Source organism: Geobacter sp. SVR (assembly GCF_016865365.1).
Taxonomy (GTDB): Bacteria; Desulfobacterota; Desulfuromonadia; order Geobacterales; family Pseudopelobacteraceae; genus Pelotalea.
The window spans coordinates 1,891,366-1,910,907 of record NZ_AP024469.1 but is presented as its reverse complement, the minus strand read 5'-3'; the positions used below and the strand labels follow the sequence as shown (position 1 = coordinate 1,910,907).

At 56.4% G+C, this 19,542-nt stretch carries 24 protein-coding genes; 2 read left to right on the top strand and 22 right to left on the bottom strand.

Annotation, left to right across the window (positions count from 1 at the left end):
- Position 1 precedes the first annotated feature (1 nt).
- The 14 genes from GSVR_RS08865 to GSVR_RS08800 all read right to left on the bottom strand — a co-directional run bounded on the left by GSVR_RS08865 (position 2) and on the right by GSVR_RS08800 (position 12,055).
- Positions 2-790: an A24 family peptidase gene (locus GSVR_RS08865; RefSeq protein ID WP_173198965.1), complete on the bottom strand. Its 789-nt coding sequence runs from the start codon at positions 788-790 to the stop codon at positions 2-4.
- Positions 791-1,159: 369 nt separating this feature from the next.
- Positions 1,160-2,902, bottom strand: a complete 1,743-nt coding sequence (ptsP, locus tag GSVR_RS08860; protein WP_305040947.1) for a phosphoenolpyruvate--protein phosphotransferase — start codon at positions 2,900-2,902, stop codon at positions 1,160-1,162.
- A gap of 1 nt (position 2,903) precedes the next feature.
- Positions 2,904-3,170, bottom strand: a complete 267-nt coding sequence (locus tag GSVR_RS08855) for an HPr family phosphocarrier protein (RefSeq protein ID WP_173198969.1) — start codon at positions 3,168-3,170, stop codon at positions 2,904-2,906.
- An 83-nt stretch (positions 3,171-3,253) separates the two neighbouring features.
- The gene (locus tag GSVR_RS08850; RefSeq protein WP_239077493.1) at positions 3,254-4,051 is read right to left on the bottom strand and encodes a polysaccharide deacetylase family protein; all 798 of its coding nucleotides are present in this window, start codon (positions 4,049-4,051) and stop codon (positions 3,254-3,256) included.
- Between the two features lie 104 nt (positions 4,052-4,155).
- The gene (locus GSVR_RS08845) at positions 4,156-4,548 is read right to left on the bottom strand and encodes a PTS sugar transporter subunit IIA (RefSeq protein ID WP_173198971.1); all 393 of its coding nucleotides are present in this window, start codon (positions 4,546-4,548) and stop codon (positions 4,156-4,158) included.
- The gene (rapZ, locus tag GSVR_RS08840) at positions 4,545-5,408 is read right to left on the bottom strand and encodes an RNase adapter RapZ (RefSeq protein WP_173198973.1); all 864 of its coding nucleotides are present in this window, start codon (positions 5,406-5,408) and stop codon (positions 4,545-4,547) included. Before rapZ ends, GSVR_RS08845 begins: the two co-directional genes overlap by 4 nt.
- A gap of 2 nt (positions 5,409-5,410) precedes the next feature.
- Complete coding sequence (gene hprK / locus GSVR_RS08835) at positions 5,411-6,370, bottom strand: HPr(Ser) kinase/phosphatase (protein ID WP_173198975.1); 960 nt, start codon at positions 6,368-6,370, stop codon at positions 5,411-5,413.
- Positions 6,371-6,416: 46 nt separating this feature from the next.
- Positions 6,417-6,968, bottom strand: coding sequence for a ribosome hibernation-promoting factor, HPF/YfiA family (gene hpf, locus GSVR_RS08830; RefSeq protein ID WP_173198977.1), 552 nt, complete (start codon positions 6,966-6,968; stop codon positions 6,417-6,419).
- A 134-nt stretch (positions 6,969-7,102) separates the two neighbouring features.
- The gene (gene rpoN, locus GSVR_RS08825) at positions 7,103-8,542 is read right to left on the bottom strand and encodes an RNA polymerase factor sigma-54 (RefSeq protein ID WP_173198979.1); all 1,440 of its coding nucleotides are present in this window, start codon (positions 8,540-8,542) and stop codon (positions 7,103-7,105) included.
- Positions 8,543-8,599: 57 nt separating this feature from the next.
- Entirely contained in the window at positions 8,600-9,346 is a 747-nt protein-coding gene (lptB, locus tag GSVR_RS08820; protein WP_173198982.1) for an LPS export ABC transporter ATP-binding protein, read from the bottom strand.
- Positions 9,324-9,839, bottom strand: a complete 516-nt coding sequence (gene lptA / locus GSVR_RS08815; protein ID WP_173198984.1) for a lipopolysaccharide transport periplasmic protein LptA — start codon at positions 9,837-9,839, stop codon at positions 9,324-9,326. The genes lptB and lptA overlap by 23 nt, the downstream gene beginning before the upstream one ends.
- A 15-nt stretch (positions 9,840-9,854) precedes the next feature.
- Complete coding sequence (gene lptC, locus GSVR_RS08810) at positions 9,855-10,433, bottom strand: LPS export ABC transporter periplasmic protein LptC (RefSeq protein WP_173198986.1); 579 nt, start codon at positions 10,431-10,433, stop codon at positions 9,855-9,857.
- Positions 10,434-10,533: 100 nt separating this feature from the next.
- Positions 10,534-11,049, bottom strand: a complete 516-nt coding sequence (locus GSVR_RS08805; protein ID WP_173198988.1) for an HAD family hydrolase — start codon at positions 11,047-11,049, stop codon at positions 10,534-10,536.
- 40 nt (positions 11,050-11,089) lie between these two features.
- Positions 11,090-12,055: an SIS domain-containing protein gene (locus GSVR_RS08800; protein ID WP_173199292.1), complete on the bottom strand. Its 966-nt coding sequence runs from the start codon at positions 12,053-12,055 to the stop codon at positions 11,090-11,092.
- 262 nt (positions 12,056-12,317) lie between these two features.
- Between GSVR_RS08800 and GSVR_RS08795 the strand changes: the two genes are divergently transcribed.
- Complete coding sequence (locus GSVR_RS08795) at positions 12,318-12,947, top strand: MarC family protein (protein ID WP_173198990.1); 630 nt, start codon at positions 12,318-12,320, stop codon at positions 12,945-12,947.
- 216 nt (positions 12,948-13,163) lie between these two features.
- Here GSVR_RS08795 and GSVR_RS08790 read toward each other — a convergent pair whose 3' ends face one another.
- Positions 13,164-13,562, bottom strand: coding sequence for an HIT family protein (locus tag GSVR_RS08790; RefSeq protein ID WP_173198992.1), 399 nt, complete (start codon positions 13,560-13,562; stop codon positions 13,164-13,166).
- A gap of 7 nt (positions 13,563-13,569) precedes the next feature.
- Positions 13,570-14,007: a YbaN family protein gene (locus GSVR_RS08785; RefSeq protein ID WP_203978882.1), complete on the bottom strand. Its 438-nt coding sequence runs from the start codon at positions 14,005-14,007 to the stop codon at positions 13,570-13,572.
- 235 nt (positions 14,008-14,242) lie between these two features.
- Between GSVR_RS08785 and GSVR_RS08780 the strand changes: the two genes are divergently transcribed.
- Positions 14,243-14,542: a hypothetical protein gene (locus GSVR_RS08780; RefSeq protein ID WP_173198994.1), complete on the top strand. Its 300-nt coding sequence runs from the start codon at positions 14,243-14,245 to the stop codon at positions 14,540-14,542.
- A gap of 68 nt (positions 14,543-14,610) precedes the next feature.
- On the opposite strand, the gene GSVR_RS08775 is transcribed toward GSVR_RS08780, so the two are convergent.
- The 6 genes from GSVR_RS08775 to GSVR_RS08750 form a co-directional block, all read right to left on the bottom strand.
- Positions 14,611-15,756 carry an acyl-CoA dehydrogenase family protein gene (locus GSVR_RS08775; protein ID WP_173198996.1) on the bottom strand — a complete coding sequence of 382 codons (1,146 nt, stop codon included), beginning with the start codon at positions 15,754-15,756 and terminating at the stop codon, positions 14,611-14,613.
- Between the two features lie 385 nt (positions 15,757-16,141).
- Positions 16,142-16,525 carry a hypothetical protein gene (locus GSVR_RS08770; RefSeq protein WP_173198998.1) on the bottom strand — a complete coding sequence of 128 codons (384 nt, stop codon included), beginning with the start codon at positions 16,523-16,525 and terminating at the stop codon, positions 16,142-16,144.
- Positions 16,526-16,611: 86 nt separating this feature from the next.
- Positions 16,612-17,274, bottom strand: coding sequence for a hypothetical protein (locus GSVR_RS08765; RefSeq protein ID WP_173199000.1), 663 nt, complete (start codon positions 17,272-17,274; stop codon positions 16,612-16,614).
- 103 nt (positions 17,275-17,377) lie between these two features.
- Complete coding sequence (locus tag GSVR_RS08760) at positions 17,378-18,172, bottom strand: hypothetical protein (protein ID WP_173199002.1); 795 nt, start codon at positions 18,170-18,172, stop codon at positions 17,378-17,380.
- Between the two features lie 517 nt (positions 18,173-18,689).
- Positions 18,690-19,058 (bottom strand): helix-turn-helix domain-containing protein, encoded by a 369-nt coding sequence (locus tag GSVR_RS08755; RefSeq protein WP_203978844.1) that lies wholly within the window; start codon positions 19,056-19,058, stop codon positions 18,690-18,692.
- Between the two features lie 130 nt (positions 19,059-19,188).
- Positions 19,189-19,410 (bottom strand): hypothetical protein, encoded by a 222-nt coding sequence (locus GSVR_RS08750; protein WP_173199004.1) that lies wholly within the window; start codon positions 19,408-19,410, stop codon positions 19,189-19,191.
- Positions 19,411-19,542: the final 132 nt, after the last annotated feature.

The window sequence follows — 19,542 nt, the reverse complement described above, 5'->3', positions numbered from 1 at the left end:
CCTAGCCCCCCCTTGGAATGCCTGCGGTAAGGTACCAGTGGATCAGCTGTCGGCCGTAAAAGATGAAAAGAAGCGCGCCGAATGCGAGATAGGGGCCGAACGGTATCGCCAGTTTTGAATCCTTCTTGCGCACGATCATCAGGGTAATGCCCACTACGGATCCGGCCAGCGACCCGGTGAAAATGATGAAGGGAACCGCCTTCCAGCCGAGGAAAGCCCCCATCATGGCCAGCAGCTTGATATCTCCCCCTCCCATACCCTCCTTGCCGGTCAGCAACTGGTAACCGTAGGCCACCAGCAACAGGCTGCCCCCCCCCAGCAGGATACCCAGCAGCGAATTGAGCCAGGTATGGCCGGTCAGAAAAAATGAGCAGGCGAAACCGACCACGATGCCGGGCAGAGAGATCTCGTCGGGAATGATCTGGTGCTCGAGATCGATAAAGGTGACCACGACCAAGGCCGAACAGAACAGGAACAGGACGGCAAAGGCTGGGGTGGGTCCGAAGCGCAGAAAGAGCGCCAGGGTCAGCACGCCGGTGAGCAGTTCCACCAGCGGATACTGCGGCGAGATGCCGGCCCGGCAGCCGCGGCACGCCCCCCTGAGCCACAGGTAACTCACCAGCGGGATGTTGTCGTACCAGCGGATACGGTAGTTGCAGTGCGGGCAGTGCGACGGCGGCGAAACGACTGATTCCTCCCTGGGCAGGCGATAGATACAGACATTCAGGAAGGAGCCGACAATGGCGCCGAAGACAAAGGCGAGGATGGAAAAATAGAGCTGAATAGTCATGATATCGGAGCCTGAAAAGCGGTCGCCACAGCGTTCACAGAGAAAACCAATCTACCTGAGCCAAGCCACACTACAAAAACGAGATACGATAATTCTCACTTAAAAGATTGAACCAGATGAGAACTGTTCTCCCGTTAAAGCGATAAACGGTTCCCTCTCCCTGAGGGAGAGGGCTAGTGAGGAGGGAACAGTTAATATTGCTGCACTGCTGCCCTTCATCCGGCCTGCGGCCACCTTCTCCTTTAGACCCGATTTTGGGTCCTCGGGGAGAAGGGTTAAAGCGGGAGACTGGTGCTAATCAGAAAATTGAGACTCTCCGAGATTGTTGGACGTTCTCTATGTTCTCGGTGGCAAAATACCTTGGCTTGTTCAATCGAAGCTCTCAGCAAAATGCCTGGTGATGGCACGTTTGAGGAACAGCTCCGCCTCTCCGGCAGTGGCAAACGAAAAACAACCCTCGGCAATTTCGGCCACCCGATCCATCGTGCAGCGCCTAAGAACCTGCTTTACCCGCGGAATGGAGGCCGCCGCCATGGAAAGCTCATCGAACCCCAATCCCAGCAGCACCGGCAGGTACAGCGGATCCCCCGCCATTTCACCGCAGATGCAGGCCTCGATGCCCGCTTCGTGGGCAACCTCCACAATACGGCGCAACGAACGGAGGATGGCCGGATGAAGCGGATGGAACATATTCTCCAGGTTTTCATTGGAACGATCGATGGCAAGTGTGTACTGGATCAGATCGTTGGTACCGACGCTGAAAAAATCCACCTCGCGGGCCAGCAGATCGGCCACCACCACCGCCGACGGGACTTCGATCATGATGCCGACCTTGATGGCACGGTCATGGGCCATACCGGCGGAATCCAGCTCCCGCCTGGCCTCATCCAGCAGAGCCAGCGCCCGGCGCAGCTCCTCCAGCCCCGAAATCATCGGAAACATGATCCGGACCGGACCGGCGGCGCTGGTGCGCAAAATGGCGCGCAACTGTTTTCTGAACTCATCCGGCATGTTCAGGGCCAAGCGTATTGCCCGCACTCCCAGGGCCGGGTTCTGTTCGGCCGTGCCCGATGCTTCGTTCAACAGCTTGTCTCCGCCGAGATCGAGCGTCCTGATGGTGAGCATATGGGGGGCAACCGCCTGCTGCATGGCGACATAGATACGATACTGTTCCTCCTCGTCCGGCAATCCGGGACGGTTCATGAAAAGCATCTCCGTCCGGTAGAGACCGGCCCCTTCACCGCCGTGGCGCAGCACCGAGGCCCCCTCCTCGGGAACCTCGACATTGCCTCTCAGCGTGATGCGGCGGCCATCCTGTGTCTCGGCAGGCAGCGCCGCCAGCTTGAGGCGTTCGAACTCCATGTATTCGTAATGCCGTTTACGCTGCAGGTACTCGAGAAAGACCGTCTGGTCGGGATTGACGATCAGCTCGCCCCGCAGGCCGTCCAGTATGACCGGCGCCCCGTCCAGCAGCACGTCGGTGACCCCTTCGACGCCTGCCACAGCCGGCAGCTCGAAGGCCCTGGCCAGGATCGAGGCGTGCGAGGTCTTGCCGCCGATCTCGGTGACCATGCCGATCACCCGGTCGCGATCCATCTGCAGGATATCGGCCGGGGAAATATCATGGGCCGCGATCACGGTCTGTCCGACCTCGGGGACGATCGGAGCGTGCTTTTTGCCCGCCATGTTGCGCAGGATCTTCTCGATCACCGTTTCCACATCGCTGATGCGCTCGCGCAGGTAAGCGTCCTCGATGCCGGCAAAAATTTCGCGGTATTTATGCAGGGTGCGGCGCAAGGCCCCCTCGGCATTGATCAGGCCGGTCCTGATCGTGGAAGCGGTTTCGCCGGACAGCCGCTCGTCGGAAAGGATCATCAGGTGGGTTTCGATGAAGAACAGGTGCTCTTCCCCGGTGGTCTGCCGGAGCTGGTCCCTGAGAGCGGTCAGTTCGGAGCGCGTGCGTTCCACCGCATTCTGCAGGCGCTCAACTTCGGCATCAACGGCAGCAGGGGCAATCTCGTACTCCTCAACCCGCACCCTCCGGCGGTCAACGACACGCAGTCTTCCCACGGCAATGCCGGGTGAGACGGCAATACCGTGGAACAGCTGCATGCTATTCTTCGCCGAATCCATTTTCAATCAGCTCTCCCATGGACTGCATCGCCTCGGCTTCGTCGGTACCGCCGATCGTCAGACGGACTTTTGTCCCTTTCGAGGCGGCCAGCATCATGATACCCATGATGCTCTTGCCGTTGACCTCCACCTCTTCCTTGGCCAGCTTGACGTCGGAGGCAAAGCGGCTGGCGGTTTTTACGAACAGCGCCGAAGCACGGGCATGCAGTCCCAGTTTGTTTACGATGGTGAATTCTTTCTGAAGCATGTCTCTGTCGTTTCCTTTGTTATGCCTGGTTTCGTACGCCGTGATGCCTGATGTGGAAGTGCCGGGAAAGCCTCCTTGGCCGGTCACTCCAATTCATATTCGGACAGCTTGACAAAGCGCATCCCGCGCCGTCTCAGTTCCGGCACCGCTGCCATCACACCGGCTGCGGTTTCTCCTTCGGGATGGTTCATGTGCAGCAGGGCTATGTCGCCGGGCCTGGCAGCCAGCAGTGCTTTTTTGACCTGATCGCGGCGGTAGGTGGCTCCCGCATCCCCCAGAATGGAGAAACCGACCACCTCTTGCCCTAGACTGCAGGAAATCTCCACCGCCACTTCATCGTAATAGGCGGTACCTGAGCGGTAATAGCGGGGGCGCTTCCCGGTCAGGCGGGAGATCTTGTCGGCATTGCCCTCGATTTCATCCACCAGTTCGGCGGCATTCCGTGTGCCTGCGATACCGTAGATACTGCGTCCGGAAATCGTGGCGGGACGGTGCATCAGGCCATGATTGGCTATTTCGAAGAGCGGATTGTCCGACAATCTCCTGAACAGTTCCGGATTGGCATCGATCCAGCGGGAGTTGACGAACAGGGTCGCCGGAATGGCCTCTTTCTCGAGAAAATGGATCAGTGCCGCATCGAAGCCGGAACCATGGCCACCGCCGCAGGCATCCAGGGTCAACGCCATCACGTTATCGCTGCTCTTCAGCCTGGTGCGCACCCCTTTGACCCTCTCGGACCAGGCGTGGGGAGTACGTCCCGCAAACTGGGCGACGATGCGCTCCCGCAGGCCCGGGGGCAACGTTCCCTCCGGTTCCGCCGCCGAGGCCAGACTGGCGCAGACCATCAACAGCAGGAACCATCCCATTTCAATTATCATCATTCGTTGCATATCACTCAATAATTAACGTATTCCCTCCGCCGGGCACAACAAAAGCGAGGCATGAAAAACAGCCTCGCCTTAACGCCGCCACGCCGGAATGAGGATTACCGGAGAAATTCGCCGGCGTTGATAATCCCTTCACGGCCGCACTTCTGCAGTTCGGTCGCCAGTTCCCCAACGCCCATCCGTTCCCGTTTCGAACAGAAATCGATCACCATCGGCAGGTTGACGCCGGTCAACACTTCGACCTGCCCATCTTTCAGAAAGGACATCGCCATATTGGAGGGGGTACCACCGAACAGGTCAGTCATGATGATCGCCCCGTCGGCGCTGGCTTTTTCCACGGCGGCAACCACACGCCCCATGATTCCCTCGGCACGCTCCTGCGGAGCCACCTCCACCTGTTCACAACACTCGATCGGTCCGACGATCATTTCAGCCGATTTGAGCAATGCTCCGGCAAGCCCTTCATGCGTAACCAGCACCAAACCTGTCATTGCTGCCCCTTTTCTATGTCCCTGTGCGTAATGCGTACCGTCGGCCACAGCGTCTGCAGATGCATGCCGGTGGCCTCGGCAATGGCTACCGAGCGGTGCCGCCCGCCGGTACAGCCGATTGAAATGGTCAGATAGGATTTGCCTTCCTGCCGGTGGGCCGGAACGAGCATGTCGAGCAATGGAAAGAAGTTGTCCATGAAGGCGGCGGTCCGGGGATCGTCGATTACATACTCGCGCACGGCATCGTCGCGTCCGGAGCCGGCCTTCAGCTCGGGTACGAAATAGGGGTTGGGAAGGAAGCGCACGTCCATGACGATGCTCGATTCCAGCGGTACCCCGTAACGGTACCCGAATGACTGCACCTCGATCACGAAGAGATGGTCCTGCGCCTTTCCGTGGACGATGTTGAGAATCAGCTCCCGGAGCTGATGCACGTTCAGCTCCGAAGTGTCGATCGAACGTGTCGCAATCTGGCGGAGGCCCGACAGGCGCTCCCGCTCGATGCGGATTCCCTCGATGACCGTACAGTTTTCAGCTGCCGGATGCCGGCGACGCGTCTCGGAGAAACGGCGGATCAGCGCTTCATCAGTGGCATCGAAATAGAATATCTCGACAACGTGCCCCGATTTCGTCAACTGTTTGAAGACATGTTCGTAGCCCTTGATAAGTTCGCCGCCGCGAATGTCGGCCACCAGCGCCACTCCTTTGAAGGCCTCTCCCGATTTTTCGAGCAGATCGACGAACCGCTTGAAAAGCCCCACCGGAAGGTTGTCGATGCAGTAAAACCCGTTGTCCTCCAGCGCCCTGACCGCAGTGGACTTGCCCGAACCGGACATACCGGTGATGACCAGAACCCGCATTCCTATTCCACCTCGTCGCCCAGTGGCCGCACTTCCAGACGGGACAGCAGCCGTTCCTGAAAATCGCGTGCCGAATGATAGCCCATTCCCTTGAGCAGAAAATTGCGTGCAGCAACCTCAATGATCGACCCCAGGTTGCGCCCGGGACGAACCGGGATGATCAGGTGGGGGATGTCCACCCCCAGGATGGTCGTGTAGCGGTCATCCACGCCGAGCCGGTCGTACTCCTGGGCCGGATCCCACTCCATCAGTTCCAGCATCATGTCGATGATCTTCTTATCCCTGATCGAGGAAACCCCATAGAGGTCCTTGATATTGATGATCCCAAGGCCGCGAATCTCCATCAGGTGCTGGATGGCCTGCTCCGACTGTCCCACCAGTGCTGCCGGCATTTTTTTCTTGATGAAGACCATGTCATCGGCCACCAAGCGATGCCCTCGAATCACCAGGTCCAATGCGCACTCGCTCTTGCCTATGCCGCTTTTGCCGGTCAGCAGAATGCCGACTCCCAGGACATCGACCAGCACGCCGTGCAGGTGAGTGGTGGGGAGCAGGCGCTCCTCCAGGAACTTTGTGATCAGGGAGATGAAGGTGGAGGATTGAAGCGGTGTGTTGAGAGCCGGAATGCCCCCCTTTTCGACCGTGTCGAGAAAGAAAGCGGGAGGGACCAGCCCTTTGGTGATTATGAAACAGGAGATCGGAAAGGAACAGAGCGTTTCAAGGCACTCGAGCGCCAGACGGTCGTCCATCTTGTTCAGGTAGGAGATTTCGGTGTTGCCCAGCACCTGGATCCGGTCCGGGTGCAGATGTTCGGTGTACCCGGCCAGAGCCAGCCCCGGCTTTTGGATGCGCGAGCTGGAAATCCGGTTTACAAGGCCGCGTTGCCCGGCCAGCAGTGCCAGTCCGAGTCCGTATTCCGTGTCACTCAGGATTTCCTGTATTGATAGACTGATTCCGTCCAAGGATATCTCCGCAGGGGCGCCCACAAGGACGCCCCTGCTCGCAAACCTAACTCCGCTGCGGCTCAATCAAGCCGTAGTTGCTGTCCTTGCGACGGTAAAGCACGTTGATTTCGCTGCTGACGGCGTCGGTGAAGACAATGAAATCCTTGTGCAGCAGGTCCATCTGCATGACCGCCTCCTCCACCGACATCGGCTTGGCGGTTTCGGTTTTGGTCCTGATGACGACCGGTTCGGCACTGGCTTCATCAATGCTCTCCGCCGAGAAGATCTTCTTGGAGATCTGACGCCCGTGTTCTTCACCATTGGGCTTGTGGGCCTTGATCTTTTCCTTGTAGCGCTTGAGCTGGCGCTCGATCTTGTCGATTACCGCATCCACGGAGGCATACATGTCGTTGGTGGCTTCGGAAGCCTTGGTGCTGATGCCCTTGGCGTTGATGACGATCTCGACGATATGACGGATCTTCTTTTCCACAACAAGAAAGACCTGGGCGCTGATCGGCTCGTCGATGTACTTCGCTACTCTCTCGAGCTTCTCCTCGGCGTACGATTTGAGAGCCTCACTCTGTTCCATGTGCCTGAAAGTCGTTGTTACTTGCATACTTCCTCCTCGTGTGGTGTCGTGTCAGAAACACACTTCAAAAATACTTCAGCCAAAAAAAGTACCACCCAGGAAGCGCGCGGCGCCTGTCCGCGCGGCTGGAGACAGATTCTGCCATCCAGTGATATATCCGGTCAAAAATGTCGTTTACGCTCCGATGAAGAGCCGATCTTCAACACTTCGCGGTACTTGGTGACCGTGCGCCGGGCGATGTTGACCGTTTCGCCCGACAGCATCTCGGCGATTTTCTGGTCTGAAAGCGGTTTCCGGCAATCTTCCTTTTCAATAATCTCCTTGATGCGGTTCTTGACGCTCTCGGAGGCGACAAAATCCCCACCGCTGGTGGAGAGCCCACTGTTGAAGAAATACTTCAGTTCGAACAGCCCCTGGGGAGTCTGCATGTATTTGTTGGTGGTTACGCGGCTGATGGTCGATTCGTGCATGCCGATGTCCTCGGCCACATCGCGCAGCACCAGCGGCCGCAGATAATCGATACCACGGTCGAGAAACTCGCGCTGAAACCGGATGATGCTCTTGGCGACTCGATAGATCGTGCGTTGCCGCTGCTGGATGCTCTTGATCAGCCACATGGCGGACCGCATCTTTTCGCCGATGTATTCCTCGGCACGGGAATCGACCGAACCATTGCTGCGCGCTTCCGCATAAAACGGGCTTACCTTCAGGTTGGGCAACCCTTCTTCGTTCAGCATGACCACGTACTCATCGCCCAGCTTCGAAACGAAGATATCCGGAGAGATATAGTGCACGTCCTCGGAGCCGTAGATCCTGCCCGGCCGCGGATCGAGCCCGCCGATGATCTTGGCCGCCACCAGCACCTGGTTCAGGTCGACCCCCAGGGCACGCCCGATTTCCTTGTATTTGCGGGTCTCCAGGTCTTTCAGGTGATGGAGCAGAATCCGCTCGACCACGCTCCCCTGCATCCCCAGGAAACGGGCCTGAATCAGCAGGCATTCCCGCAGATCGCGCGCCCCGACACCGGTCGGATCGAATTCCTGAATACGCTCCAGCACCGGCAGCACCGACTCTTCATCCAGGGAGCATGCCTGACAGATCTCCTCCAGGGATGACCGCAGGTAGCCCCCCTCATCGATATTGCCGATGATCTCCTCGCCGATACGCACTTCTTCAACACTGAAGTGCCCCATGTGAAGCTGCCACAAGAGATGATCGACCAGGGTGCCTTTGCGGGTCAGCAGGTTTTCGAAGGAAGGGCGGTCGTCCTCCCCCCCGAACTGTTCGCCGGAACTGTAATTGTACCCGTCCAGGTAGCTGTCCCAATCGCGCAGGGTGTCGTCGCCGGTCTCCACTTCGCGGAACTCTTCCACCGTGTTGCCGGGTTCGACCTCTTTTTCGGCCGACTCCAAAGGCTCGGGCTCGCGGACCTCTTCCGCCTCGAGCGTCTCTTCCAGCAGCGGGTTTTCTTCCAGTTCCTGCCGCACCACATCCTGAAGCTCCAGGCGGGTCAGTTGGAGCAGTTTGATGGCCTGCTGCAACTGGGGGGTCATCACCAGTTGCTGGGTCATCTTCAGTTGTTGGCGCATCTCCATGGCCATGCCTGTCTTACCTCTGGAGGATCATCTGTCTGAATTTTAACAAAAAAGGATTGAGGATCACAGCCGGAAATCATCTCCCAGATACACCGCCCGGGCCCTGCTGCTGGAGGCGATCTCGTCGGGTGTGCCAAACTCCAGCACCTCACCGCTGCTCATGATGTAGGCCACGTCGCAGACCCCGAGGGTCTCGCGCACGTTGTGATCGGAGATCAGGATACCGATATCGCGCCGTTTGAGCGAAACGATCAGGTTCTGGATGTCGGCCACGGCGATCGGGTCTATGCCGGCAAACGGTTCGTCCAGCAGGATGAAAGCCGGGTTGATGATCAGAGCCCGGGCGATTTCGACCCGGCGCCGTTCCCCCCCTGACAGGGCGTATCCCATGCTGCCGGCGATGTGCGTGATGCTGAACTCGTTCAGCAGCTCTTCCATCCGGCTCTCGCGGGTACTGCGGTCAGGCTCGACCGTTTCCAGGATCGCCAGCAGGTTCTGGGCAACGGTCAGCTTGCGGAAGACCGAGGCCTCCTGGGGCAGGTAACTGATGCCCCTCCGCGCCCTCTGGTACATCGGCAGGGAGGTGATCTCCTCGTCGCCGATGAAGACATGGCCTTCGTCGGGACGGGCCAGCCCCACCACCATGTAGAACGTCGTGGTCTTGCCGGCACCGTTGGGGCCCAGCAGTCCGACCACCTGCCCCGCTTCGATGGAGAGATCAACCCCTCGCACCACATGGCGGCCGCCGTAGCTTTTCTGCAGCCCCTGGGTCCGGAGTTTCAACGGATCAGCGGGATGCTGGTGCTGCATTGCCCTTCCTGGCCGGCGGCTGAATGACCGCCTCAACTCGTTTGTTGGTACCGCTGGTAACTATGCTGCGGTCTTCGTCAAGGAAATAGGTGATGTTTTCGCCGGTGAGCGTGTCACCACCCTGCATGAGCTTGGGATTGCCGGTCAGGGTAATGCGCCCTTCCTTGCTGTAGTAATTGGCGCGATCCGCCATGCCGGTGCGGTTCTCCTGGATGATGCGGACGTTTCCCTCGGTCTCGATCCGCTCCACCTCTTCCTTCTTGGTGCCGTAATTGATCGTGACCTTATCGGCGTAAATAACGATATCGCCTTGTTTTGCAATCACCTTGCCCGTGAAGACGGCGGTTCTGCCCTTGTTGTCCGTAACCAGCTCATCGGACTTGATCGTGATCTGCAGGTTGGAACGGTCCTTGTGGCCGCTGCCGGCTGGAGCCACGGCCAGGGCCGGATTGACGAAAAGCAGGGATAAACACAGGATAAACAGGATCTTCATCGATAACCTACAATACTACCGTAATTCAACTCCGCCGACTGTCGCATCTACAGGCCGGCCAAAACGTGCCTTCTGGTCCTTCACCTTCAGTTCCATCCCCCGGGCTGTCAGTTCCAGCCGCTGGTGACGGACCTTTACCGGATCGTTCGTTCTCAGCAGGGAGCTCTTGGCCAGATACTCGATCGAGGTGGTATCGAATGTGGCGCCCTCGCCGGTTTCCATGTGGACTTTGCCCATCAGCCGGATGTTCTTGCTCTTGTCCGAGTACTCGCCCTTCTCGGCTGTTACTACAATCGTATCAGCGGCCTGGGGTTTTGCAAAAGTCAACCGGATGCCGGTCAGGCGCGCCAGCTCGCCCGTCTTGTCATAAGCGGCCCGCTCCGCGATGAGCTCCCAGGCTACGGTGCCATCGCGCATCTCGGTAAAACGTGCATTGTTAAGAGCGATGTCAATGTTCTGGGAAAGCTGCCGGGACATCGGCTCCGGGGGGGGAGCCGATCGCGAACTCTTCAGAAAGATGGCGGCCATCAGGCCGATGATCGTCGCTATGACAAGTGTGGCCAGTACGAGCCTGATGTTTCTAGGCGATACCATATGGGTACGTACTATACCATCGCCATGGCGGGCTGTCCAGCAAAACGTAGCTTATTAATTTCCACTTGGCATAGAGATTGTATGCAGCGCAAGCACCGCTTCAGAGTTCGTACCGTTCGACCACGTCACCCCAGGCGCCGCGGGCCTTGAGGATCATGTCGCACAGTTCGCGCACCGCCCCCCTGCCCCCCTGCAGGACCGTCACGTAATCGACCAGGCTCCTGACATCCGGGAGTGCGTCGGCCGGGGCCACAGAAAAACCTACCCGCCGCAGGACCGGCACATCGATGACATCGTCCCCCATGTAGGCAATCTGGTAATCCTCCAGTCCGGTCTGCCGCTTGATATCATCATAGCTCTCCAGCTTGCGCAGCACCCCCTGGTACACCCGGGCAATGCCGAGCTCACGGGCGCGAAAGTCGACCACCGGCGAAGTACGACCGGTAATGATGCCGATCTCGATTCCGGAGCGCTGCAGCATCTTGATACCGTGGCCGTCCTTGACGTTGAAGAACTTGGTTTCCAGGCCATTGCCATCATAGACGATGCTGCCGTCGGTCATGACGCCATCCACGTCCAGCAGCAGCAGTTGTATATGTTTAAGCTTGTCGTTCATATCATTCTCTCTGGGGAAGTGCGATCTCGAATGCCGGCCATCAGGCGATGCCCGCCCGCAGGATGTCATGCAAATGGACGATGCCGCAGGGAATCAGACTCTGGTCGTCGTCGAACACGAACAGCGAGGTGATGGAATACTGCTCCATCACCTGCAGCGCAGCGGCCGCCAGTTCATGGCGCTTTATGCGGCGGGGATTGAGCTTCATCATGGTTCCGGCCTTCTGCCCGAAGATATCGGTGCCCTTCTCCAGAGCCCGGCGCAGGTCGCCGTCGGTGATCACGCCGCGCAGCTCGCCGGAAGCGCCGGTCACGCCGGTCACCCCCAGGCGCTTGGCGCTGATCACGAACAGCGCATCCTTCATCAGCGTCTCCTCGGTCACCAGCGGGATGTCCTTGCCTCCATGCATCAGATCCTCAACCCGCAGGAACAGCTTGCGCCCCAAGGCGCCACCGGGGTGGAACATGGCAAAATCCTCGGCCTTGAAGCCCCGCTGCACCAGAAGCGCCACGGCCAGGGCATCACCCATGGCCAGCGTAGCGGTAGTCGAAGCGGTCGGCGCCAGCCCTAGCGGGCAGGCTTCCTCCTTGACCGACACATCCAGAAACACGTCGCTGGTACGCGCCAGGGTCGAGCCGGGCTTGCCGCTCATACCGATCAGGTGCGCCCCCAGCCGCTTGATGACCGGCAGGATCCGCAACAGTTCATCGGTTTCGCCGCTGTTGGAAATGGCAATGACCACATCCCCTTTCATGATCATGCCCAGATCGCCGTGGATACCCTCAGCCGGGTGCAGAAACAACGCCGGCGTGCCGGTAGAAGCCATGGTCGAGGCGATTTTCTGGCCGATCAGGCCCGACTTGCCCATACCGCTGACAACCACCCGTCCGGTAGCGTTCAGGATCAGCTCCACCGCCCGTTGAAAAGAGGCGTCGATGCGGTCCGCCATGGCTGCCAGCGCTTCTGCCTCGACCCTGATTACCCGTCGTGCCTCGTCTATGATCATGACCAAATCCCTGTCTTTCGTGATTTTCATGCCGTCAGCGCCTGAGCTCCCAATGGCCGGACCAGAGCGGTAGTAAATACCAAAATGCCGAAAATAGCAACCCTGAACCGGGAAGCGCAGGAGCCTGCGGAGCGCAGTCCTGCCGGCGGGACGAGACGCCGCCGATGGCCCGGCGCGAGGCGCTCCCCTTCAAAAACAAATGCGGAATATTTGTTATAGTTTTGAGAGATGAACCTCTGCGAGGGACAAGAGGGGCAATGATATGAAAGCCTACCTGGAGCTGCTGACGGTGTTCGCGATCCAGCTCTTCATCATCGTCGATCCATTGGCCTGCATCCCGATCTTCCTGGCCATCACCCCCGGCAGCAGCAGGAGCGAACGGCGGAGGCTGGCACGCAGGAGCTGCCTGATAGCCTTTGTGGTGCTGACCTTTTTTCTCCTGGCAGGTGCAGCCATCATCGGCTACTTCGGTATCGGCATGCCAGCCATCCAGATTTGCGGCGGAGTGCTGCTGTTCCTGATCGCGCTGGAATTCCTCCACGGCCATCCCACCAAGACCGAAACAACGCATCTCGAAGAACGGCTGGCAGGCGAAAAGGAAGACGTGTCGGTGACGCCGCTGGCGATTCCTCTCCTGGCCGGCCCCGGTGCAATTGCCACGTCCATGGTATTTGCCGGACGGGCCAATACCGTGCTGGCCTACCTGACCCTGGTGGCCGGTGCAGGGCTCGTGTTCGTTGCCGTCTATGCCTGCCTGCACTGGGCCGACAACCTGGCCCGTATGATCGGTGTACTCGGCATGCGGGTCATCACCAGGATCATGGGTTTTCTCCTGGCCTTCATCGGCATTCAGTACGTCATTGACGGCATCCGCGACCAGTTTTTCCCTTAACTAGGTTGTTGAAAAATGGGCATCTCGCCGCCGTCCTCGTCAGCCCTCTTGTGACTTCGGCCTGCGGCCTCACCCTTCGGGCGCCTCCGCGGTCCAATTTCACCGGTGAAATTGTGCGGCGGATATTTATCGCCTCCGCGGGGCCTCCTGCGGGTGCGACGATCTGCCCATTTTTGAACAACCTGAGAATTTCAACAGCTTTTCAATCCCCTGCTCTCACCCCTTCTTCCAGTAGCGCGCCTTTTCGGGCATGATCCAGCGCACTCCGCCGCGCGGGTCGCTGGAGTCGCCGGCGTAGCGCGGAATCAGGTGAATATGCAGGTGCATCACGGTCTGCCCGGCAGCAGCACCATCGTTGATACCGACATTGAAACCGTCCGGACTGCGCTCCTGCAGCAACAGCAGGCGCATGGCAGCCGTCAGGTCCAACAGTGCCGCCTGTTCTTCCCGGGTCGCCTCGAACAGTGAGACCATATGCCGCTTGGGGATGATCAGGGCGTGGCCGGGGGTGACCGGGAAATTATCGTAGATCGCCAGGGCCAGGTTGTTGTCCATGACAAACCAGGAGGGATCGAGGTGACAGAAACGGCAGGGGGTAGAGGTGCCCTCACTCATGACGGCCTCATGCAGCGGGAGGGTCCTGAGGCTTCGTAAGGGGACATGTCGGCAGCGACAGCAGGTACAGGGTGACCGCGATTGCAATGGCCAGCAGCAGGAACTTCAGCCAGAGAGCCTCAGCAAACAGGAAGATGGAAAAGGGAAACGATACCCACACGGTGCCGATGGAGATCCTTTTGGCCCTGAGCGGGATACCGGCACCGCTGAGGTAATCGCGGACTAGCGGGCCCAGGTGGCTGTGCTTCACCAGCCAACCGTGGAAGCGTTCAGAGCTGCGGGCAAAACAGGTGGCAGCCAGCAGCAGGAACGGCACGGTCGGCACCAGCGGAAGAAAGATCCCCACAACACCGGCAGCTACGCAGATCCAGCCGCAGCAGATAAGAACCCAGCGCAAAAAATCGCTCTTTACATGGTTGCAGTTTGGCATCGGCTTATCGTGCATCACGATTCACAATCCTTGCTTGCAAATACACCTGGCTCTACCCCGGGACCAGGAAATCACTTCCAGCATAATACGCTTGATAAAAATACACAGCAAATTTCTCGGCTGTCCAGATATGAAGGAGCAGAGGGATGTTGTCAAGCAGGCTGCTCGGCTCCTTAGGTATAATTATATTCGTGTTTATGTATTTATTGAAGCTTGACCCGGCACAATAAGGTGATCAGGGGTTCGGACCATGAATAGAATCAACCTTAACAAGCTGCACCGCTACAGCGGGCTGATCGTCAGCCTGTTTCTCGTCCTGCAGACGATAAGCGGCCTGTTGCTCGATTTCGGGCTTTTCAGGAACGGGCGGCAGATGGGGAAAGAGGGGGCTCAGGGTGCCTGGGACTTGCTGTTGGTGAAGATCCACTATGGGGCCGGGCTGTTCGGCGATGCCTATCATCTCCTCCTCGGGCTGGGCATTATCTGGCTGGCAACGTCCGGCTGGCTGCTCTTCCTGCGGATCAGACGGGCAAGGCGAAAGGCAGGCTAAGGCTAAGGTTGAGGTTGAGATCAAGAAAAACCCTCAATCTCATCTTTGAGTGCAGCGATTGAAAAACGTCAACCTGTCTCTTTCAGTAGTTCCCTCGCGATCACCATTCTCTGGATCTCCGAGGTTCCCTCGCCGATCTCGCACAGCTTTGCCTCCCGGTAATAGCGTTCCACCGGAAAGGCCGTGGTATAGCCATGGCCGCCATGAATCTGCAGCGCTTTCGTTGCTGCCCGCACGGCGGTCTCCGAAGCGAACAGCTTGGCCATGGCCGCCTCCCGTTTGAAGCGCTCTCCTTTATCCTTGAGCCGCACGGCCCGGCGGAGCAATAGCCGCGCGGCGTCGATCTCGGTCCCCATGTCGGCAATCATGCCCTGGATGGCCTGAAATTCCGCAATCGGTTGGCCGAAGGCATGGCGTTTCCCGGCATAGGCGATGCTCTCCTCCAGGCAGGCGCGGGCGATGCCGACTGCCATGGCGGCCAGACCGATGCGGCCGCTGTCGAGCACCTGCATGGCCTGGGCAAAGCCGGTGTTGGGCTCTCCAAGGAGCTGGTCGGGCGGAACCGGCACCTGGCGAAGAATCAGCGCGGCGGTATCGCTGGCCCTGAAGCCGAGTTTGTCGATGTTTTTGCCCCGTTCGAGGCCGGTGGGAGTACCGCTGAGAATAAAGGCAGAGATGCCTTTGGAGCCGAGGGCTGGGTCGCTGACGGCCATGACGACGATGGTGCCGGCATGGGAGCCGTTGGTGATGAAATACTTGGTGCCGGACAGGCGCCAGCCGTCTTGGTCCGCCACAGCCTCGGTACGGATAGCAGCGGCATCGCTGCCGCCGGTCGGCTCGGTCAGCGCCCAGGCGCCGAGGATTTCGCCAGTGACCAGGGGAGGAAGGAAGCGTCGTTTCTGCTCGTCAGAGCCGAAGGCAAAGATGTGGGCAGCGCACAGGGTGTGGCCCAGGAGGGTGATGGCTACGGAGGCGTCGGCGCGGGCCAGTTCTTCCACGACGATGGTGTAGCTCAGGAAATCCTTACCCCCGCCGCCGTATACTTCAGGGAAGAACAGCCCCATCAGGCCGAACCTGGCCACCTCCGCCAGCAGGTCAGCCGGGAACTCGCCCGACTGGTCCCGCTTCCCCGCCCCCGGTTTCAGCTTCTCTGTGGCGAACTCCCTGACGGCCTGCTGAAAGGCCGCTTGATCTGGTGTAAGGTCGAAGTCCATCTGCACGTCCTCTTTTGAAAATTGTAGGACGCGTGGGTGGGAGTGTCAAAGGTAAGGTGAGTGTGGATGGGGTGAGGTGGGAACACCGGGGGGTGCAGGGCGAAGTCAACATTTTGAAATGCCTGAAAAAGGATCTCCGGATTCATCGATGGCGGCTTAAGCCTTTTATTATATGTTTTTTAGACGGAAAAGCATCCTCACCACCATGACAACTCCGATTGCATTTAGAAGTAGCGATTGAATTAGAGTGAAGATTGTGATTATTGCCAGTGCACACCCAACGATTTCGATTTTTTTCAGATTTCTTCATGGAGCCATTCTCTCGTCGGCCAACGGTTTGAGAGAAAACCGGCGGTTTTAGACCGGTGCTTCTTCCTGTTGAACTTCATCGTTGTCTTTTTGAGGATTTTCGGCTTGTGTTACCCCTTGTCGCGACGTTCTCACTTACTTTTTGTACGAAAGACTCAGAGAGGTTTGATTTTAAAGGAACTGCGCTAGTATAATTTGGGAGGAATTCCCGCTCAACGTTAGCGGATAAAGTTAAAGGCACTTCTCCTTTTGCAACACTCGCACGATACGCCTCCATGTGACCTCGCTTAAACCCCTTTTTATACCAAGTTCTTGAAGACTTGATGAGGGCATCTTGAAGCTTTTCATGGAGTGCATGTCTTTTGGGACCGCTATAATCCAGGTCTTCACCTTCAAGAATAGCTTCAATTTCTTTGATTGTTTTCATAATAGAGGCACTGGCTCCAGCAACAAAACTCATATCGAACCTCCTATTTCTGTTTAACTTGCTTATGAGATGCTTGCCTAAATTTGATTTCTGCTTGCTCAAGTGGGCACTGGCCCCCTTTAAGCTTTCGATATGTTTAGTATAGCTCTAAATTTAATGGTCATTCTTGAGTTAATGGGAAGCAATTTGTTTTCCCATGTGCCAGATAGTTTATTTTTTTCAATTTGTATTGCATTTAAAGAGCCTGAAACTTGTCTTCCCTCTGCAATATCTCTACGTATCGGACGTAGGAAATATGCTGTTGCTTCAAGACAAATTATAGACATTTCATACAGCTCTCGATAAGTCTCTTCATCGAAATATATTGCGTGGTCAGCTAATACATCTGCCAGTTTTTTTGCAGCAGCATGTGCTTCCTCAGCTGTCTTCGAGTAAAATTGGAATTCGTTTTCCTCTGAAGCATTTACTAATGGGCATCCAGATATAATTATAGTCGTTGGATTAATCCAGCCACGAATTGCAGAGTATACATTCTTGATTGCCTCTGCTTTTTGTCCATCTACACGTGAGGTAGCTACATTTTGCTCATGCGCATAAATAGATAATTGAGTTTTAAGAGATTCTGTTCGCTGTGATAATTCTGTCTTGTGTTTTTCTAAATCCTTTGACAACTGTTGTTCGACAAACTTTGAGCTTAAATATTTTAATGCTGCAATTGCAGCAACAGCACCCGCCGCACCTGGAAGGAATACCTCTTTAATTACGCTCCAAAGAATCAACATTTAAACTCCTCCTGCCCCGTAATTACTGAGGTGAATGATATGATTGTTGGTGTGCTCTAAGAGTAAGCCCCCTCACCAGAGGCGGGGAGGGTACCTACAGAAATTAATTCAAGTTTTGAACAGTTGGATCTACCCATGAATTCTGCGGAAGAATCTTACTGTTCAGCCCCGTATCTCGCTCCCTCTCTTGTAAGAATTCCAGCATCATCTGAGGTCCAGCCTTGATCGTCTCTTCGGGAATAAAAATGCTTCGTTCCATTTTTTCGTGGTTGAAGTTGCCGACAATCCAGTTCGAGTATTCATCTGCCCAATAGCTTAACCCTAGCGAGCGTAACCCATGTAGCAACCACTTTTCAAAATTTAGAATACGGTCAGGTTGCTGTCCATACCAGAGATCAACCCATGATGGTAAACCATGGTTTAACTTCATTGAGGTAATGTCGGCAGAAAATACTTTATAAGCGGTGGCTCGTTCGGCTAAATTATTGAAGCCAGTGTAGTTGATAGAATTAGCGGCAGCAGCGTAGGCATGACTCGATAAACTAGAGGCATGGGCAGCCGCGGCGGCACAACTCGCGGCATGAGTGGCCAGAAGTGAGGTTGAGGTGAGTTCACAGTTTCTTGCTGCTGCATAGGCAGAGTCGGCTGTAATGTCGGTGGTGAGAGATGCAATTCCTCGTTTCTCAAACTCCGTCCATTGTGTGGATAAATACAATGCCATATTCATCGCGCGAAAAATCGAAAAAAGGTGCCCTTGGGCATATTGCTTCCAGAAAGGGAAACGTTCGCCATCTACTGCAATCATCGGTAGAACGCGCAAAGCATTTCGAGTAGCAAGCCAGCATTGTTGCTCTTGTGTTAGGTTGGTAAGCTCTAGTTTTAGTGCTTCAAGATTCATACAAAACTCCTTTCAGTTATTTGTGATTCAACTCGTAAATCATCGGTTAGAGTGCTTCAGATACATTTATATGGTTCTATCTAAATGTATCTGGAGCCACCTATAGGTGACAGTTTCATATACATCTATATGGAAAACGGTTTCATCACTTATCAAATCCATCTACATCTATATACTGTTCCAGGGCAGTACATTGCCGTACCTGACAAACCCGAGCAGTTTTTCCGGATTCCACCGTCCGCCCGCAGCCTTCGCGTTATTCCGGGTTGTCACATCTCTGGCGTCTATCCGCAATGGTACGAGCGGGTGACCGCCGGGGATCATGTTTGACTTTCTGACATTTGTAAATTCGGGGCGCCAACAATTTCAGCCCACCACAAGACCACACGTACATACCACAACCAGCTCAAATTAAACAAAACAAAAAAGGCAAAGCTAATGCCTCGCCCTTTCCTCACTCAATCCTCATCCGGACTCTTACTCCCCCCAAGCCACCACCTACCCCACAACGTCCGCATCACCGCTTCCGGCTCACCTTCGAAGGTTTCTGCACACCGTAGGAAGAGCTTTCCTCTGCCGCGTGCAATCCCGTCCGCTCATCAACTGCCTCAAACACCACCCGAACCCGCGCATGCAGTGCCTCGGCGACACGACGCAACATGCTTAGAGAATGGCCTTCGTAGCCAGGTGACTCAAGGCGGCTGATCTGCTGCTGGGAGGTCTTGAGCAACTTTGCCAGATCTCTTTGCGACAGCCCTGCCTGACGGCGCAGATCGGCTATCTGCAAGGCAACATCCCAGGCCTCGCCCGCCCGCTCAAAACGAGCGGCAAATTCGGGATCTTGCATCTGCTGCTCAAGGTAGCTGTCAAAGTTTGTTTTCTTCACGTTACCTTCCTTCGCTGCCAGTCGCGCATCCGCTCTCCTGCCGTTTTCAGTTCGTGCAACGCAATGGACTGTCCTTTGTTACGAATACCGTGTACAGCGATGATACGTTTGCCCTTCATGAAAAACCAGATCACATGGGTATTGAGCTTGCCCACACATGGCGAAGCTCCAGCAAGCCGTCACCAAGCGCCTTGGAAAGTGGTTCACGATGATATTGGCGATTGCGCAGCTTTGCCAGACCGGCAACCACCGCTGCAAAATCATCCGGATCGCTCTTCTTGAGTTCATCAAGAAATTCCCGGACAGGACAGCTTCCGTTTTCTGTCTCATAAAACTCTACTATGAAATCCATATCCACTCAACATCAAATTTGATGTATATATTAAATTCATGCGGGCAAATCCGCGAACGCCCTACTTAATTACACCTCAGCCAGGGACACTGTACATATCACAATCGACTCACATTAGACAAAACAAAGGTC

What these genes read in the sequence shown, in the direction of transcription:
- GSVR_RS08865 (WP_173198965.1), bottom strand. Translation starts at nt 790, where the DNA reads ATGACTATTCAGCTCTATTTTTCCATCCTCGCCTTTGTCTTCGGCGCC.
- ptsP (WP_305040947.1), bottom strand. Translation starts at nt 2,902, where the DNA reads ATGCAGCTGTTCCACGGTATTGCCGTCTCACCCGGCATTGCCGTGGGA.
- GSVR_RS08855 (WP_173198969.1), bottom strand. Translation starts at nt 3,170, where the DNA reads ATGCTTCAGAAAGAATTCACCATCGTAAACAAACTGGGACTGCATGCC.
- GSVR_RS08850 (WP_239077493.1), bottom strand. Translation starts at nt 4,051, where the DNA reads ATGATGATAATTGAAATGGGATGGTTCCTGCTGTTGATGGTCTGCGCC.
- GSVR_RS08845 (WP_173198971.1), bottom strand. Translation starts at nt 4,548, where the DNA reads ATGACAGGTTTGGTGCTGGTTACGCATGAAGGGCTTGCCGGAGCATTG.
- rapZ (WP_173198973.1), bottom strand. Translation starts at nt 5,408, where the DNA reads ATGCGGGTTCTGGTCATCACCGGTATGTCCGGTTCGGGCAAGTCCACT.
- hpf (WP_173198977.1), bottom strand. Translation starts at nt 6,968, where the DNA reads ATGCAAGTAACAACGACTTTCAGGCACATGGAACAGAGTGAGGCTCTC.
- rpoN (WP_173198979.1), bottom strand. Translation starts at nt 8,542, where the DNA reads ATGGCCATGGAGATGCGCCAACAACTGAAGATGACCCAGCAACTGGTG.
- lptB (WP_173198982.1), bottom strand. Translation starts at nt 9,346, where the DNA reads ATGCAGCACCAGCATCCCGCTGATCCGTTGAAACTCCGGACCCAGGGG.
- lptA (WP_173198984.1), bottom strand. Translation starts at nt 9,839, where the DNA reads ATGAAGATCCTGTTTATCCTGTGTTTATCCCTGCTTTTCGTCAATCCG.
- lptC (WP_173198986.1), bottom strand. Translation starts at nt 10,433, where the DNA reads ATGGTATCGCCTAGAAACATCAGGCTCGTACTGGCCACACTTGTCATA.
- GSVR_RS08805 (WP_173198988.1), bottom strand. Translation starts at nt 11,049, where the DNA reads ATGAACGACAAGCTTAAACATATACAACTGCTGCTGCTGGACGTGGAT.
- GSVR_RS08800 (WP_173199292.1), bottom strand. Translation starts at nt 12,055, where the DNA reads ATGATCATAGACGAGGCACGACGGGTAATCAGGGTCGAGGCAGAAGCG.
- GSVR_RS08795 (WP_173198990.1), top strand. Translation starts at nt 12,318, where the DNA reads ATGAAAGCCTACCTGGAGCTGCTGACGGTGTTCGCGATCCAGCTCTTC.
- GSVR_RS08790 (WP_173198992.1), bottom strand. Translation starts at nt 13,562, where the DNA reads ATGAGTGAGGGCACCTCTACCCCCTGCCGTTTCTGTCACCTCGATCCC.
- GSVR_RS08785 (WP_203978882.1), bottom strand. Translation starts at nt 14,007, where the DNA reads ATGCACGATAAGCCGATGCCAAACTGCAACCATGTAAAGAGCGATTTT.
- GSVR_RS08780 (WP_173198994.1), top strand. Translation starts at nt 14,243, where the DNA reads ATGAATAGAATCAACCTTAACAAGCTGCACCGCTACAGCGGGCTGATC.
- GSVR_RS08775 (WP_173198996.1), bottom strand. Translation starts at nt 15,756, where the DNA reads ATGGACTTCGACCTTACACCAGATCAAGCGGCCTTTCAGCAGGCCGTC.
- GSVR_RS08770 (WP_173198998.1), bottom strand. Translation starts at nt 16,525, where the DNA reads ATGAGTTTTGTTGCTGGAGCCAGTGCCTCTATTATGAAAACAATCAAA.
- GSVR_RS08765 (WP_173199000.1), bottom strand. Translation starts at nt 17,274, where the DNA reads ATGTTGATTCTTTGGAGCGTAATTAAAGAGGTATTCCTTCCAGGTGCG.
- GSVR_RS08760 (WP_173199002.1), bottom strand. Translation starts at nt 18,172, where the DNA reads ATGAATCTTGAAGCACTAAAACTAGAGCTTACCAACCTAACACAAGAG.
- GSVR_RS08750 (WP_173199004.1), bottom strand. Translation starts at nt 19,410, where the DNA reads ATGGATTTCATAGTAGAGTTTTATGAGACAGAAAACGGAAGCTGTCCT.